The organism is Metabacillus sp. 22489, assembly GCF_052044855.1.
Classification (GTDB): domain Bacteria; phylum Bacillota; class Bacilli; order Bacillales; family Bacillaceae; genus Metabacillus; species Metabacillus niabensis.
The window spans coordinates 1-15,094 of the sequence record NZ_JBQENT010000073.1 but is presented as its reverse complement, the minus strand read 5'-3'; the positions used below and the strand labels follow the sequence as shown (position 1 = coordinate 15,094).

The window sequence follows — 15,094 nt, the reverse complement described above, 5'->3', positions numbered from 1 at the left end:
ATCTGGTGACGATGGCGAAGAGGTCACACCCGTTCCCATGCCGAACACGGAAGTTAAGCTCTTCAGCGCCGATGGTAGTTGGGGGACTCCCCCTGTGAGAGTAGGACGTTGCCAGGTAATTGCATTATTCCGCAGTAGCTCAGTGGTAGAGCTATCGGCTGTTAACCGATCGGTCGTAGGTTCGAATCCTACCTGCGGAGCCATTGCTTCCATAGCTCAGTTGGTAGAGCACTTCCATGGTAAGGAAGAGGTCACCGGTTCGAGCCCGGTTGGAAGCTTAGAGAAAAAAGTAATTGGCCCGTTGGTCAAGCGGTTAAGACACCGCCCTTTCACGGCGGTAACACGGGTTCGAATCCCGTACGGGTCACCATTTTATAACATTTGAATATTATAATTCTACTATGGAGGATTAGCTCAGGTGGGAGAGCATCTGCCTTACAAGCAGAGGGTCGGCGGTTCGATCCCGTCATCCTCCACCATATATATTTGTTGAGAAATAAATAACTTTATATACTTAAAATGCCGGTGTAGCTCAATTGGTAGAGCACGATCGAATAAGCTTCGTAGCTGTGCTTCAGCACACAAATCGAGCTGCTGCTTGATTAACCCTACTGAGATTTGGGTGACTGGTTTGAAATGAATACTATATTGTCCTTTTTACTTAATATGCCGGTGTAGCTCAATTGGTAGAGCAACTGACTTGTAATCAGTAGGTTGGGGGTTCAAGTCCTCTCGCCGGCACTGTTTCATCCATGGAGGGGTAGCGAAGTGGCTAAACGCGGCGGACTGTAAATCCGCTCCTTCGGGTTCGGCAGTTCGAATCTGCCCCCCTCCACCATTTAAATATTCATAATTAGATAAACGACGAGAAAATGGGAGCCATTTTGTAAATTGTTTGTCTTTGATTTTGTTTAAAGACAGTTATGAATAATATTTATAAATGTGTTTATAATAAGTTTTACATAACTAGTTAATAATTGACATTTTCAAAAGAGATATTAATGGGCTATAGCCAAGTGGTAAGGCAACGGACTTTGACTCCGTCATTCGTTGGTTCGAATCCAGCTAGCCCAGCCATTTTTAGAGCCATTAGCTCAGTTGGTAGAGCATCTGACTTTTAATCAGAGGGTCGAAGGTTCGAGTCCTTCATGGCTCATTTTTGCGGAAGTAGTTCAGTGGTAGAACACCACCTTGCCAAGGTGGGGGTCGCGGGTTCGAATCCCGTCTTCCGCTCCAAAAACTACTTCTTAATATCGGGGCCTTAGCTCAGCTGGGAGAGCGCCTGCTTTGCACGCAGGAGGTCAGCGGTTCGATCCCGCTAGGCTCCACCATAATTAAATTTAATTACAACATGACATTCAAACCATAATGATAGTTTATGGTTTTTTTATTTGTCTTTAAATATTTTGATGAAATGCAAATGAATAAGTATTCTTTCATATACTATGTCTACCAATAATGTTCTGGTGTTTTGACTTAGTAATTTTCTTCCGATCATTTTTCTCTTTATAATGTTTAGTTATCATAAAAAGGTTCCCTATATACACCAAAATTTGCTAAAATGGAACTATTCGATATTTTTTAATAAAAGACATTTTAAAACAAATTGGGAAATGAACATTTCTTTGTTTAATATAAACTGTACTAAAACAGATTGAAAAAAATAAAAAAATATTGAAACCAAATGAATTTCTAAACGTATATAAAGAGACCCGCAGAGTGCGGAGGTATGGAAAATGGAAACGTTAGTAAAGAAACGAATTAAACAGGTAAGAAAAGGCGACCAGAATGCATTTGCTGAAATTGTAGATCTTTATAAAGATAAAATCTACCAATTATGCTATCGGATGCTTGGTAATGCACATGAGGCAGAGGACATTGCTCAGGAGGCTTTTATTCGTGCATATGTTAATATTCATACTTATGATATGAATAAAAAGTTTTCTACTTGGTTATACAGAATTGCAACAAACCTTTCAATTGACAGAATACGAAAAAAGAAGCCTGATTATTATTTAGATGCAGAAGTGTCTGGTACTGATGGCTTAACAATGTATTCGCAAGTTGCAGCAGATGTAGTTTTACCAGAAGATGAACTTGAAACAATGGAGCTTCAAAATACGATACAAAATGAAATCTTAAAGCTTCCTGATAAATATCGTACTGTTATCGTCCTTAAATATATTGATGAGCTTCCACTTAAGGAGATTAGCGATATATTAGATATTCCAGTAGGGACAGTGAAAACGAGGATTCATAGAGGACGAGAAGCATTAAGGAAGCAATTAAGGCATTTATAATGAGGTGAGATATATGAGCTGTTCTTCAGAAAATGTTCAGCTTTTGCATAGATACATGGATCAAGAGCTAACTAGTGTAGAGGAAGAGAAGCTAAAAGAACATTTACACACTTGTAAAGATTGCTCACAACATTTCCATGAGCTTGAAAAGGCTGTTGCCCTTGTTCAAAGTACATCCCATATTGAAGCTCCGATGGATTTTACACAGGCTGTAATGAACAAACTTCCTAAAGAGAAGAAAAGAGTTTCTTGGAATCGCTGGTTAAAGGGTCATCCATTATTGGCAGCAGCTTCATTGTTTGTCCTTCTGATGACTGGTAGTTTGTTTTCAGCATGGAACGAAGATAAACACTTTAGTGTTTCAAAACAATCTAATCTTGTGGTAGAGAATAGCAAAGTGACTGTCCCTGAAGGAGAGGTTGTTAAGGGAGATGTAACTGTTAAAAATGGAACTCTCTTGATCGAGGGGAAAATTGAAGGAGACGTAACAGTTATAAACGGAGAAAAATATTTAGCCTCAGCAGGGCAAGTGACAGGGGATATTGAGGAAGTTGATGAGATGTTTGAGTGGTTATGGTACCATATAAAATCAATTTCTAAAGATGTCATAAATGTTTTTAGCTAAAAATCCAGGTCATCATTTGGTGGCCTTTTTTACTTTTTTATTTTACTAATGATATAATAAGATGCATGTAATTTAAAATATAGTACAGGAAGAAATAATTCATTAGATAATAAAGCTATTTGCTATCTAATATCCTTATTTTGATTGTGCTTTTTCTACATATAAAGAGTGAAACTCATGGAGGACGAGTGAATGGGATATGAGGACATACCAGTATTACATTACCTCGGCATAGCTGTTGATATTCTCCTTGTATGGTATGTTATTTATAAATTAATTATGGTTGCAAGGGGAACTAAGGCTGTACAGCTATTAAAAGGAATTACAGTAATAATCGTAGTCCGCATGTTAAGTCATTACTTGGGGTTAAAAACATTACAATGGTTGATGGACCAAGCACTAACATGGGGATTTCTAGCCATTATTATCATTTTCCAACCAGAGCTGCGCAGAGCGTTAGAACAGCTAGGTAGAGGGCGATTATTTTCTCGAGGTGGTTTACCTGGAGAAGACAGTTTAGAAGTTACTGTAGAAGCAATCGTGAAAGCAACAGATTACATGGCAAAGCGACGAATCGGTGCTTTGATGACAATTGAGAAAGAGACAGGAATGGGTGACTATATCGAGACGGGGATTCCATTAAATTCATTGATTTCCTCAGAGTTGCTAATAAATATTTTTATTCCTAATACACCGCTACATGACGGTGCTGTGATTATTCAAAAAAATCAAATTGCTGCAGCGGCATGTTATTTACCTCTTTCTGAGAGTCCATTTATCTCGAAGGAACTTGGTACAAGACATCGAGCTGCGTTAGGAATAAGTGAGGTAACGGATAGTCTTACAATCATTGTTTCTGAAGAGACAGGAAATGTATCTGTAGCTAGAAATGGTGAGCTTCACCGCAATTTATCACAGGAAAATTTAAGGGAAATATTAGAAAGAGAGTTAGTTTCAACAACAAAAACTGTTTCCTCAAACCGTTGGCAATGGAGGGGAAAGAAAAATGGATAAGCTATTTGATAATCGTTGGGTAATGAGAATCATAGCGCTATTTTTGGCATTGATGTTATATGCTTCTGTTAACATAGAATCTAACTCAGAAGATAAACAAGGTGCATCAAATGCTGGGGCATCGACGACCGTATTTTCAGATGAGACTACTGTCACAGATGTACCTGTCATCCCATACTTTGATCAAGAAAACCTAGTTGTAACGGGAATACCAGAGTCAGTTGAAGTTAATTTACAGGGAGCAACAGCTTCTATAACAAAGGCAAGACAGCTAAGAGATTTCGAGGTATATGCCGATTTATCAAATCTATCGATTGGTACACACCAAGTAAGGCTTCAATATAAGGATATTGCTGATGATTTAAAGGTTAGCATTAAGCCTTCGGTAATCACAGTTACAATAGAGGAAAAGGTTACAAAGGACTTTGAAGTAGGGGTAGATCTTTTAAATGAAAATCAATTAGAAGAAGGCTACCTGTCAGATAAGCCGATAGTAAGTCCAAAAAGTATTCAAATAACCGCATCAGAGGATATTATTGAGGAAATCTCAAGTGTTAAAGCTAAAGTGGACCTTCAAGGTGGAAATGAAACGATTAATCGAGAGTCAACGATAACTGTTTATGATAGAGAAGGAGAAGTAATACCTGTTGAAGTGGAGCCATCCGTTGTTGATGTTACAGTTCCGATTAAAAGCCCGAGCAGAGATTTACCGTTTAAAATTATTAGGGAGGGCGAGTTGAAGGAAGGCTTGAGCATATCAAGTATCGAATCTGAAACTAAGGAAATTACTGTTTTTGGTCCAGAGGATGTTATCAATAAGCTTGAATTCATTGATGGCATAACTGTCGATTTAAGCAAGATAACAAAGGATACTGTTTTAGAGGTAGATGTGCCATTACCAGAGGGAGTAACGAAAGTGACACCCGAAAAGGTAAAATTAGAAATTAATGTAGATGAACAGGAAGAAAAGGTGTTTTCAGATCAGCCGATTAATGCGGTTAGCTTAACAGATGGAAAGACAGTAGAATTTCTTGACCCAGAAACTGGTGAAATGGATGTAACAATACTAGGAGCACCTAATGTTATAAAGGATATAAAAGAATCTGATGTAGAGCTATATGTCGATCTAACAGACCTAAGTGATGGAGAGCATGAAGTGGAAGTGAAGGTAAATGGTCCGCAAAACATCACGTGGTCATTACAAAAGAAAAAAGTAAAAGTGAAAATATCTTCAGCCTCACAAGGCGTGGAATAAAGGAGCGAAACCAATGGGAAAGTATTTTGGAACAGATGGTGTACGCGGAGTTGCGAATAGTGAACTAACACCGGAATTAGCATTTAAAATTGGCCGATTTGGTGGATATGTTTTAACGAAAGATACAGAAAGACCAAAGGTGATAATCGGTCGTGACACTCGTATTTCAGGGCATATGTTAGAAGGAGCTCTTGTAGCTGGTTTGCTATCTATTGGCGCTGAAGTTATGCGTTTAGGCGTTATTTCAACACCAGGTGTTGCATATTTAACGAAGGCACTAGGAGCTCAAGCTGGTGTTATGATATCAGCTTCCCATAATCCAGTTCAGGATAATGGAATAAAATACTTTGGACCAGATGGTTTTAAACTTTCAGATGAGCAAGAGAACGAAATTGAAGCGTTAATGGATCAAGAAGAAGATACTTTACCAAGACCTATTGGGGAACATTTAGGGCAAGTAAATGATTACTTCGAAGGTGGTCAAAAATATCTTCAATTTTTAAAACAGACAGTGGATGAAGATTTTACTGGTATTCATATTGCGCTAGATTGTGCTCATGGAGCAACTTCATCATTAGCTACTCATTTATTTGCAGACTTAGAAGCGGATGTTTCAACGATGGGGACTTCACCTAATGGTTTAAATATTAATGACGGGGTAGGTTCAACACATCCTGAGGCATTGGCATCCTTTTTAAAGGAAAAGAATGCCGATATTGGTCTTGCTTTTGATGGAGATGGTGACCGTTTGATTGCAGTAGACGAAAATGGTGACATTGTTGATGGTGACCAAATTATGTATATTTGTGCTAAATTCTTAAACAGTGAAGGTCGCCTTAAGAAAAACACAGTAGTTTCAACTGTAATGAGTAACCTAGGCTTTTATAAGGCACTTGAGGAATATGAAATTAAGAGTGTACCAACTGCAGTTGGCGACCGCTACGTTGTCGAGGAAATGAAAGCAAATGATTATAACCTTGGTGGCGAGCAATCGGGACATATTATTTTCTTAGATTATAATACAACCGGTGATGGATTATTAACTGGATTACAGCTAGTTAATATTATGAAACGTACAGGCAAAAAGTTATCAGAATTAGCAAATGAAATGAAAAAATATCCACAATTATTGATCAATGTAAAAGTAACTGATAAACACCGTGTAACAGAAAATGAAAAGGTAAAGGCAGTCATTGAAGAGGTTGAAAAAGAGATGGATGGCAATGGCCGTATTTTAGTTCGTCCATCTGGTACAGAGCCATTAGTACGTGTAATGGCTGAGGCACCAACAGAAGAATTATGTCGTGAATATGTAGACCGAATTGTTTCTGTAGTAAAGGCTGAGATGGGATTAGAATAATGTGAAAGGGCGGGGATTCCCGCCTTTTTTATTAACAAGTTATTTTGTATGATCATATGTTAATTGTGTTAAGAGTTCTTAACAAAAAATGTTTAGGTTGGAAAAGTCATTGACGAAGTAATTTGTTCTGTTGTATCATTAAATTTGTATTTTTGTAAATAGAAAGGTGGGTAGTAGGTTAGATTATTATTAATAATTAAAGCGCCTGAACTAAGTGAACGTAAAAAACTTAGTTGACGAGGATGGAGGTTATCGAAATTTCGGCGGATGCCTCCCGGTTGTTGGTTACAGCCGTAAGTTTTTCCTTAAACCAAAGAGGCAACTTTTTGTACAAAGGGAAAAACGTAGCCTTCCAAAAAATAATGATAAACATGTGTGAGGGGACAGTGAATGTCTCCGATTAAATGACGTCCTGTCCCTTGGAACACCAATGGGAGGAAACGTATATGTGCGGAATAGTAGGATTTATTGGACAACAAGACTCTAAGGATATTTTATTAAAAGGTTTAGAAAAATTAGAGTATCGTGGATATGATTCAGCAGGAATCGCTGTAATGAATAAAGATGGAGTGCATACGTTTAAAGAAAAAGGCCGTATTGCAGAGCTTCGTGAGATCGTAGATGAGAAGGTAGAAGCTCATACTGGAATTGGTCATACACGTTGGGCAACACATGGTGTGCCAAGTCGTGTCAATGCACATCCACATCAAAGTGCTTCTAGTCGTTTTACGATTGTTCATAATGGTGTTATCGAAAACTACGCGATTTTAAAACGTGAATATTTACAAGATGTTCAATTAACTAGTGATACAGATACAGAAGTTGTTGTTCAAGTTATTGATCAATTTGTTGCAAAAGGATTAGAGGTTGAGGAAGCGTTCCGTCAAACGTTATCAATCTTAAAGGGATCTTATGCGATCGCATTATTAGATGAGCAAAACCCTGATATGATTTATGTAGCAAAAAACAAAAGTCCACTTCTTGTAGGTCTTGGTGATGAGTTTAATGTTGTAGCTTCTGATGCAATGGCAATGTTACATGTTACAGACCAATACTTGGAGATTATGGACAAAGAGATGGTCTTCGTTGAACGTACATCTGTTACAATTAAAGATTTACAAGGAAATGTGATTGAACGTGCTCCTTACAAAGCTGAGCTTGACGCAAGCGACATTGAAAAGGGCACATATCCTCATTACATGTTGAAAGAAATTGACGAGCAACCAGTCGTTATTAGACGAATCGTTGAAAAGTATCGCAATGAAAATGGTGGATTAACAGTTGATAAAGAAATTATCGATGCTGTCAATAGTTCAGACCGTATTTATATCATTGCAGCAGGAACAAGCTATCATGCTGGATTAGTAGGAAAACAATTTATTGAAGGTTGGGCGAAAATCCCAGTTGAGGTTCATATCGCAAGTGAATTCTCATACAATATGCCATTACTTTCTGCTAAACCATTATTTATCTTTATTTCACAAAGTGGTGAAACAGCAGATAGCCGTGCAGTTCTTGTACAAATTAAAGAGCTTGGTCATAAGGCATTAACAATTACAAACGTTCCAGGATCTACTTTATCACGTGAAGCTGATTTCACTATGCTTTTACATGCTGGTCCTGAAATTGCCGTTGCTTCAACAAAGGCATACACTGCACAATTAGCTGTATTATCAATTTTAGCGGCTGTAGCAGCGAATGGAAAAGGTCAATCTTTAGAATTTGACTTAACAAAAGAACTAGGTATTATCGCAAATGCTATGGATGTTCTTTGTGGTCAAAAAGAAGAAATGGAAGCAATTGCTACGGAATATTTATCAACAACAAGAAATGCCTTCTTTATCGGTCGTTCTGTTGACTATTATGTCGGCCTTGAAGGTGCATTGAAGTTAAAAGAAATTTCTTATATTCAAGCTGAAGGTTTCGCTGGAGGCGAGCTTAAGCACGGAACAATTGCCTTAATTGAAAATGGAACACCAATCATCGCTCTATCAACTCAAGAGCATGTTAACTTAAGCATTCGCGGTAACGTAAAAGAAGTTGTTGCACGTGGGGCAAACCCATGTATCATTTCTATGAAGGGTCTTGAAGAAGAGGATGACCGTTTCGTTCTTCCAAGTATTCAAGCCGAGTTAGCTCCATTAGTTGCTGTTGTACCACTTCAACTTATTTCTTACTACGCAGCATTACACCGTGGCTGTGATGTTGATAAACCACGTAATCTTGCTAAGAGTGTTACGGTAGAGTAAGAAGAAACGCAGTGAAAGCTTTATTTGTATGTATGGAAAAAAGTCATTCATAAGGAAAAATATCGTTCACAAGAAAAAAATCCGTTCATATGGAAAAAAAACGTTCAGATGATAGCATTCCTTGTTGAAAAAAAGATAAAATGGACATCTGTAAAAAACTAAGAGCTACATCAAACAAGGACCCCAACTTAAATTAGTTTGGGTCCTTTTTATAGTAAAGGATTGGTGAGCTAATTTTGTATGTGGACTATGTAGATAATTTAATTAGAACAATAAAAAATATGAGCGAGAACGACTATATTTTTTTTGAGAAAACTGCTTATGAATACCATATAAAATATTTAAAGAATGAACGACTTAGAAGAGCAGATTTTAAAATCCAACTCGAAAAGTTTCTCAGTGAGGAAACAATAAAGATTTCATTCCAAAATCATAATTCTTATATGTATGCCTTAGATCAAATGTACGATAATGGAATAACTGACTCACTCCTTTATGCAAGAAAGGGAAAAAAATCTGTTACTTGGAGGCAGTTATTTTTGAGAGCAACTACTGATGTAGCATTACCCAAAAATTTAAAACCCGAGAATTTAGATGAAATAAATACGAGAACATTAAAAAGTATTTTTCAAAAGCTAATTAGTGCCTGTGCACATAATGACAAAGATGTAACTGGAAAGAGGTTACGGACTATAGATGAGTTTCTTAACATTACCTTTAATAGGGAATAAAGAATAAATGCATTAATTAAACCTTTATTCGTTACTTTTGAACTTGAGGGACTGTAATTAGTATAAGATGCTCCTCAGCTAATTTTTTAATGAATGCCGAACTTTTGAGATACTCAGGAGGACAATGAAAGCTTAGTTCTTAACTGACGGCAATGGATTTTCATAGAAGTAAAATATATGTACATTTCCTTCCTTTATCGAAGTAAAATTAATTAAACAAATTATACAGTTGAACAATTACTTATTTAACAGAAACTGCCATTATAATGGCCTGGCTCTATAAAACCAGGCTTTTTTTAATTACTGTTATACTTGAAAATGGCTATTTTGTATGAGAGGGGTGAGAATAAGTAGGTGTTAATATTAGGATAATAATGTAAAATATTCATAGATATCTTTATAAGGAGAATTCTATTTATGGATAGAGATGATAAATATCTAGCAAGAATAATGTTTCAGAATAAAATATATTCAAGTGATGGCCAAAATTTTGAAGATCTATTTACAAAAATTATGGGGTATAGGCATAAAGACTTCAGAGCAGTAAAACCTTAAGGTAGATTAGGAGATATGAAAAATGACGGGTATATTTTAGAAAACGGTCAATTTTACCAAGTTTATGGGCCTGAAAATATATCAAATAGTATTGATAATGCTATTTCTAAACTAGAGGAAGACTTTGAAGGGCTTATAAATAAGTGGTCAGATGTTGTAGAAATTAAGGAATTCAATTATGTGGTAAATGATAAGTATAAAGGTGCCTACGTAGAAGTACATAAAAAATTATTAAAGCTACAAGATATTATAGATACTCTTGGGGAGAGTAGAAAAATAAAAACAGGATTAATTGTAGCGAGGAACTTAGAAAATATATTATTTGAATTAAATGAAGACGATATAATAGCGATTGTCGGTTTAATACCGAGAACATATTCAATTTATAACGTGGATTATGATTGTTTAAATGACATAATACAACATATTTTAAATCTCCCTTCAAAAAACTATATAGAGGATGATTTATTTGTTCCAGATTTTAATGAGAAAATAAAATTCAATAGCTTAAGTAAAATCATCGAGAGAAGATTAGATGCAGCAGCAATCAACTATGGTGATGTTGAAACATATTTTAAATATCAAGGAGACTTTCTTAGAGATGAGGTAAAGAATAAATTTGTTGACTTATATGACGAGTCCAAAAAAATAATTAAGGAAGGCGAAGTGAATTTTTCAGATCGAAGGTATATGTATATATTAGATAAATGTATGCCTAAAAACAGTAACAATTCTATACAACAAGCAACGGAATGCTTAATGGCATTTTACTTTGAAAGTTGTGATATATTTGAACAGCCTATCTTAGAGGAGGTTGAAAAATAATGATTCTACCTCAAAAACACATAAAGTTATCAGAATCTATATTTGCTATGGGGGCAATAATCCTTAGTTTACTTCATAATCATAAGTCAATAGGTATAGATGAATTATGGGAAAAATTAATGGGTAAAAATCGTAAGGATAAAATAATTGATAATTATTCCTTTGATAAGTTTATAATCTCATTAGATTATTTATTTACAATAGGTGTTATAGATATTAATGAGAATGGAGGTCTTATAAAATGTATTTAAGAAAGCTTAGTGCAAATAATCCAGGCTTCCATACAATTTACTTTAAAGATGGACTAAACTTTATTGTTGGGAAAAGAGAGAATCCAGAAGAGAAGGATTTGAAAAATACCTATAATGGGGTTGGAAAGTCGTTAGCTATTGAACTAATTCATTTTTGTTTAGGTAGTAAGAAAATTGATGTTTTTAAGGAAAACTTAGAGGGCTGGATTTTTACTTTAGAATTTAACCTAAATGGAGAAGAATATATTGTCTCTAGAAATTGTTCTGAACAAAATAATGTAATATTAAATGGTAAAAAGGTCAGCGTTGGAAAATATACAGATCTTTTATTGGAGAAAGTATTTTGTTTTGAAAAGGATAATAAAATTAAGTATCTCACATTTAGAAGTTTAATTTCACGTTTTATAAGGAGAAATAAGTCAAGTTATACGAAATATGATAAGTATCAAGATAAGGAAACAGACTATGCAAAACTAATAAACAATGCATTTTTATTAGGTTTAGATGTTAATCTAATTGAAACAAAGATGTTATTAAAAAAGAGCATTGATGAATTGGATAAAAATAAAAAAATAGTGGAGAAAGACCCAATACTAAAAGAGTACTTTATTGGTAATGAGGATTTAGATTTTGAAATAATTGATTTAAAAGACGAAGTAAAGGAATTAGAGAATAAAGTAAAAGAATTTAAAGTTGCAGAAAACTATCGGAATATTCAAGAAGAAGCTGATATCCTTTCATATGAGATAAGGGAAATTAGAAATAAAATTAGCCTTAGTGAAAATTCAATTAGAAAAATAGAGAAAAGCATAAGTATAAAACCTGAAATTGAATTAGATAAGATAATTGAAATGTATGGTGAAGCCAAATTACTCTTTGAAGACAAAGTTAAAAAGAAACTCAATGAAGTTACTGATTTTCATAATAAATTACTCTTAAACAGAAAAGAACGGTTGGAAAAGCAGAAAGAAACTTTTGAAAAGGCTAAAGAAGATTTACAGGCAGAAATAATTGCAAAAGGTATTGAATTAGATAAAAAAATGAAGTTTCTTGGAGGATATGGTGCCCTTGAAGAGTATAATGCATTATATACTAAATTAAATACCTTAAGAAATAAATTAGAAAAGGCAACGGATTATAAGAATTTAATAGAAACTTATGATGATAGAGCTGCACAGGCTAATATAGATATAGAAAAACAAAAATTAGAAGCCAGTAAATATTTAAAAGAACATAAAGAGATGCTTGAAGATATAATGGCCACCTTTAGGTACTATTCAAAGGCTTTTTATAAGAATAAAGCAAGCGGTTTAGATATTAAAATAAACGATGGTCTTAATCAGATAAGATTTGATATTAATGCAAAAATTACTGGAGATTCTTCTGACGGAATAAGTGAAGTGTGTATTTTCTGTTTTGATATGACTTTATTAAAGCTAAAAAAACATAATGTTAACTTTCTTTTCCACGATAGTAGACTATTTTCTAATATGGATCCGAGACAGAGGTTATCTTTACTAAAAATAGTTGATGAGGAAACAAAGAATGGGAAAATTCAATATATCTCATCAATTAATGAAGATATGATTTCTACTATTAGAGATGTTACAAATGAAGAAGAATATCAACATTATAAAAAATTAATAGATCAGAATACAATTCTAACACTGACTGATAAATCAGATGAAGATAAACTATTAGGTATGACAATAGATTTACCATATGACAAATAAAGAAGGTTCTTTAAACAACTCAGACGCACTACTAAAGTTAGGAAGTGCGTCAATTTTATGTGAAGATGCTCTTTTCTTTTTTTACTGTGCATTTTAAGTCTAAAAGGTTACTGTAATGGTTATAGTCTTTTTTAATGACATAGTATTTAAAGAGCTGAATAAAAAGAAAAAATCACTACCCAATTGGATAATGACTTTTTCGTTAGGTTAGCACTACTTAGAAACTAAGTGGCTAAATATTAGTAGGTTGCCACTCCCTCAAAATAAGGTGGGCTGTTATAGTTTCAACTTAATTAAATTATATATCCATTAGAAATTACTGTCAATAATTATAGAGGAGCTTTTATTGCTTCAGCATAATTTTTTTCTAATTCAGAGTTAATTTTAAGTTGCTCTTTTAACTTTTTATTTAACTCAGAGCTGATCTTAAGTTGTTCTTTTAGCTTTTCATCTAATTCAGAGCTGATTTTAAGTTGTTCTTTTAGCTTTTCATCTAATTCAGAGTTAACCTTAAGTTGTTCTTTTAGCTTTTCATCTAATTCTGAATTAATTCTAAGTTCACCATTTAATTTTTTATTTATATCTTTAACACCCTGGGAAACAAAAGGCGAAACAAGCCAACCTAACTGAGCATCTATAAGATCTAATAAATTTGAATTAGTCGAAGATAAGAAATTAAATCCATAACGAAGATTTACTTTACCTACCTCAGTTGGATTAACTATGTAGTCTTTAACATTACAGTTCAGATAAGATCTAACTCTATTTTTAGATATTCCCCGTATATGATGAAGATTTATAAGAGTATCATTTAAAAAAATCCTTCCATCTCCTTGACACTTAATTATTGCTGGATTCATATCAGATCCCAAAATATTACCATCATCAGAGGTAGTAGGAACAACGATTAACATCCGTTCAAAGTTATAAAGAACTATAGCTGGGTGCGGAAAGGCAAGTTCGCGGTCCAGTCCTACACCAAAGTCAATAGAAACTTTTTCTCCTCTTTTATAATCTCTCGTGGGTAATCCTTTATCATAACTATCATACTGTGGCCCAAACAAACTATATTCATTCCACAAATCTTGAAATATTAAATGGGGAATTCCATTTTTGAGCTTACTTTCCTCTACTAATTGAGTAGTTGCATTTAATACAGAGGCTAAATGCGGTTTAGTTACTGTATTATTTTTCATTTTTTTATGTTTTTTAATTCTATGCTTCTTAAGACTTTCTAAATTGTTTTTATCTGTCTGGCTAATTGAGATAACAATCTCCCCCTTTACCCTTTTATGGTAATAATTATACATAAAATACGATAAAAGGGGTAGAATTCGACAAGTTTTTATTATTTAGAATCATATGAGTTGTAAGCTTGTGGATTTGTTGATTCAAAGTAGCGTTTTTCTTTTAACTAACGGGTAGGTTAATTGAACAATAATATTTTATTAATTTAGATTAAACTTGTTTGAAGAACAACCTATGCAATTTAATATTTTATTGCCAACTATATCCGTTACTCCGGATTTTTACCCATTTGGAAAATTATGATAGTCCAAGTTTATTATAGGTGGCATCTGTTGAGAATAAGCCGCTTCAACATTCATCTTACTATCAGTTGTATAGAGTCATTTTAGTGACTTATTTGGTTTTGAAATTGAAACCAACTCAAATAATGGCAGAGCTATTTTATAGCCACACCATTAAATCGGTTTATCCACCACTTTGAACGATTCTGATAACTATTAAGAATGTCATTGTGAAAAAGTAAATCCCTCTTTGTGCATTCTTTTAGATACTTCTTTAAATGCTGGTTCACTTATAGAATAAGGAAGCCATTGAGTTAACGAACAAATCTATAAGATGGTATTGGTCTTATGTGCTTAACACTTTATGATGATATTCAACAAAAATTTACAAAAATGTTGTATATATACGTTAGAAATATAGAACTATATTGTTTATAAACAACCAGAAAAAATAAAAGGAATTGAAAAAGTTATCCCCTAGAATTAAATTTTTTAGTCCTTTTTTATATTTTTATATATATTCAAAAAAAGTAAAATTCTCCATTGGGTGTGTATTGCAAAATAGAAGTGCAGACCTTTGCAAGAGAAAAATGCAAAGTCCTGCACTTTATTTGATAGGTGCATAAAAAAAGACTTGCCAGTCACCCCAAGTCCCACTACATTAATT

At 34.1% G+C, this 15,094-nt stretch carries 12 protein-coding genes, 10 tRNA genes and 1 rRNA gene; 22 read left to right on the top strand and 1 reads right to left on the bottom strand.

Features of this window, described 5'->3' with window-relative positions:
- Position 1 precedes the first annotated feature (1 nt).
- The 22 genes from rrf (at position 2) to ACTJJ9_RS25005 (ending at position 12,898) form a co-directional block, all read left to right on the top strand.
- Positions 2 to 117, top strand: a 5S ribosomal RNA gene (gene rrf / locus ACTJJ9_RS25110).
- A gap of 11 nt (positions 118 to 128) precedes the next feature.
- Positions 129 to 203 (top strand) — tRNA-Asn (locus tag ACTJJ9_RS25105).
- Between the two features lie 2 nt (positions 204 to 205).
- A tRNA-Thr gene (locus ACTJJ9_RS25100) sits at positions 206 to 278 on the top strand.
- A gap of 17 nt (positions 279 to 295) precedes the next feature.
- Positions 296 to 370 (top strand) — tRNA-Glu (locus ACTJJ9_RS25095).
- Positions 371 to 403: 33 nt separating this feature from the next.
- Positions 404 to 479 (top strand) — tRNA-Val (locus ACTJJ9_RS25090).
- Positions 480 to 668: 189 nt separating this feature from the next.
- Positions 669 to 741 (top strand) — tRNA-Thr (locus ACTJJ9_RS25085).
- Between the two features lie 13 nt (positions 742 to 754).
- A tRNA-Tyr gene (locus tag ACTJJ9_RS25080) sits at positions 755 to 838 on the top strand.
- 164 nt (positions 839 to 1,002) lie between these two features.
- Positions 1,003 to 1,077 (top strand) — tRNA-Gln (locus ACTJJ9_RS25075).
- Positions 1,078 to 1,083: 6 nt separating this feature from the next.
- Positions 1,084 to 1,156: transfer RNA gene (locus ACTJJ9_RS25070), tRNA-Lys, on the top strand.
- Between the two features lie 5 nt (positions 1,157 to 1,161).
- A tRNA-Gly gene (locus ACTJJ9_RS25065) sits at positions 1,162 to 1,236 on the top strand.
- A gap of 19 nt (positions 1,237 to 1,255) precedes the next feature.
- Positions 1,256 to 1,331: transfer RNA gene (locus ACTJJ9_RS25060), tRNA-Ala, on the top strand.
- Between the two features lie 405 nt (positions 1,332 to 1,736).
- Complete coding sequence (gene sigW, locus ACTJJ9_RS25055) at positions 1,737 to 2,300, top strand: RNA polymerase sigma factor SigW (RefSeq protein ID WP_095303208.1); 564 nt, start codon at positions 1,737 to 1,739, stop codon at positions 2,298 to 2,300.
- 13 nt (positions 2,301 to 2,313) lie between these two features.
- On the top strand, positions 2,314 to 2,925 hold the full coding sequence (gene rsiW / locus ACTJJ9_RS25050; protein ID WP_095303207.1) for an anti-sigma-W factor RsiW: 612 nt from the start codon (positions 2,314 to 2,316) through the stop codon (positions 2,923 to 2,925).
- A 192-nt stretch (positions 2,926 to 3,117) separates the two neighbouring features.
- Positions 3,118 to 3,939, top strand: coding sequence for a diadenylate cyclase CdaA (cdaA, locus tag ACTJJ9_RS25045; RefSeq protein ID WP_095303206.1), 822 nt, complete (start codon positions 3,118 to 3,120; stop codon positions 3,937 to 3,939).
- On the top strand, positions 3,932 to 5,194 hold the full coding sequence (locus tag ACTJJ9_RS25040) for a CdaR family protein (protein WP_095303205.1): 1,263 nt from the start codon (positions 3,932 to 3,934) through the stop codon (positions 5,192 to 5,194). Before cdaA ends, ACTJJ9_RS25040 begins: the two co-directional genes overlap by 8 nt.
- Positions 5,195 to 5,207: 13 nt before the next feature.
- Positions 5,208 to 6,554, top strand: a complete 1,347-nt coding sequence (gene glmM / locus ACTJJ9_RS25035) for a phosphoglucosamine mutase (RefSeq protein ID WP_145584827.1) — start codon at positions 5,208 to 5,210, stop codon at positions 6,552 to 6,554.
- A gap of 446 nt (positions 6,555 to 7,000) precedes the next feature.
- Positions 7,001 to 8,803, top strand: coding sequence for a glutamine--fructose-6-phosphate transaminase (isomerizing) (gene glmS, locus ACTJJ9_RS25030; protein ID WP_095303203.1), 1,803 nt, complete (start codon positions 7,001 to 7,003; stop codon positions 8,801 to 8,803).
- A 236-nt stretch (positions 8,804 to 9,039) separates the two neighbouring features.
- Positions 9,040 to 9,534 carry a hypothetical protein gene (locus ACTJJ9_RS25025; RefSeq protein ID WP_145584831.1) on the top strand — a complete coding sequence of 165 codons (495 nt, stop codon included), beginning with the start codon at positions 9,040 to 9,042 and terminating at the stop codon, positions 9,532 to 9,534.
- Between the two features lie 417 nt (positions 9,535 to 9,951).
- Positions 9,952 to 10,089, top strand: a complete 138-nt coding sequence (locus ACTJJ9_RS25020) for a hypothetical protein (protein WP_186324321.1) — start codon at positions 9,952 to 9,954, stop codon at positions 10,087 to 10,089.
- A 15-nt stretch (positions 10,090 to 10,104) separates the two neighbouring features.
- A complete protein-coding gene (locus ACTJJ9_RS25015) occupies positions 10,105 to 10,914 on the top strand; it encodes an ABC-three component system protein (RefSeq protein ID WP_145584833.1) in 810 nt (269 codons plus the stop codon).
- Positions 10,914 to 11,165 (top strand): ABC-three component system middle component 6, encoded by a 252-nt coding sequence (locus ACTJJ9_RS25010; RefSeq protein ID WP_145584835.1) that lies wholly within the window; start codon positions 10,914 to 10,916, stop codon positions 11,163 to 11,165. The genes ACTJJ9_RS25015 and ACTJJ9_RS25010 overlap by 1 nt, the downstream gene beginning before the upstream one ends.
- Entirely contained in the window at positions 11,156 to 12,898 is a 1,743-nt protein-coding gene (locus ACTJJ9_RS25005) for a DUF2326 domain-containing protein (RefSeq protein WP_145584837.1), read from the top strand. The genes ACTJJ9_RS25010 and ACTJJ9_RS25005 overlap by 10 nt, the downstream gene beginning before the upstream one ends.
- A gap of 329 nt (positions 12,899 to 13,227) precedes the next feature.
- Here the strand turns inward: ACTJJ9_RS25005 and ACTJJ9_RS25000 are convergent, their stop codons facing one another.
- Positions 13,228 to 14,208, bottom strand: a complete 981-nt coding sequence (locus tag ACTJJ9_RS25000) for a type II toxin-antitoxin system PemK/MazF family toxin (RefSeq protein WP_145584839.1) — start codon at positions 14,206 to 14,208, stop codon at positions 13,228 to 13,230.
- Positions 14,209 to 15,094: the final 886 nt, after the last annotated feature.

What these genes read in the sequence shown, in the direction of transcription:
- ACTJJ9_RS25000 (WP_145584839.1), bottom strand. Translation starts at nt 14,208, where the DNA reads ATGTATAATTATTACCATAAAAGGGTAAAGGGGGAGATTGTTATCTCA.
- ACTJJ9_RS25010 (WP_145584835.1), top strand. Translation starts at nt 10,914, where the DNA reads ATGATTCTACCTCAAAAACACATAAAGTTATCAGAATCTATATTTGCT.
- cdaA (WP_095303206.1), top strand. Translation starts at nt 3,118, where the DNA reads ATGGGATATGAGGACATACCAGTATTACATTACCTCGGCATAGCTGTT.
- rsiW (WP_095303207.1), top strand. Translation starts at nt 2,314, where the DNA reads ATGAGCTGTTCTTCAGAAAATGTTCAGCTTTTGCATAGATACATGGAT.
- glmM (WP_145584827.1), top strand. Translation starts at nt 5,208, where the DNA reads ATGGGAAAGTATTTTGGAACAGATGGTGTACGCGGAGTTGCGAATAGT.
- glmS (WP_095303203.1), top strand. Translation starts at nt 7,001, where the DNA reads ATGTGCGGAATAGTAGGATTTATTGGACAACAAGACTCTAAGGATATT.
- ACTJJ9_RS25020 (WP_186324321.1), top strand. Translation starts at nt 9,952, where the DNA reads ATGGATAGAGATGATAAATATCTAGCAAGAATAATGTTTCAGAATAAA.
- ACTJJ9_RS25005 (WP_145584837.1), top strand. Translation starts at nt 11,156, where the DNA reads ATGTATTTAAGAAAGCTTAGTGCAAATAATCCAGGCTTCCATACAATT.
- ACTJJ9_RS25040 (WP_095303205.1), top strand. Translation starts at nt 3,932, where the DNA reads ATGGATAAGCTATTTGATAATCGTTGGGTAATGAGAATCATAGCGCTA.
- ACTJJ9_RS25015 (WP_145584833.1), top strand. Translation starts at nt 10,105, where the DNA reads ATGAAAAATGACGGGTATATTTTAGAAAACGGTCAATTTTACCAAGTT.
- sigW (WP_095303208.1), top strand. Translation starts at nt 1,737, where the DNA reads ATGGAAACGTTAGTAAAGAAACGAATTAAACAGGTAAGAAAAGGCGAC.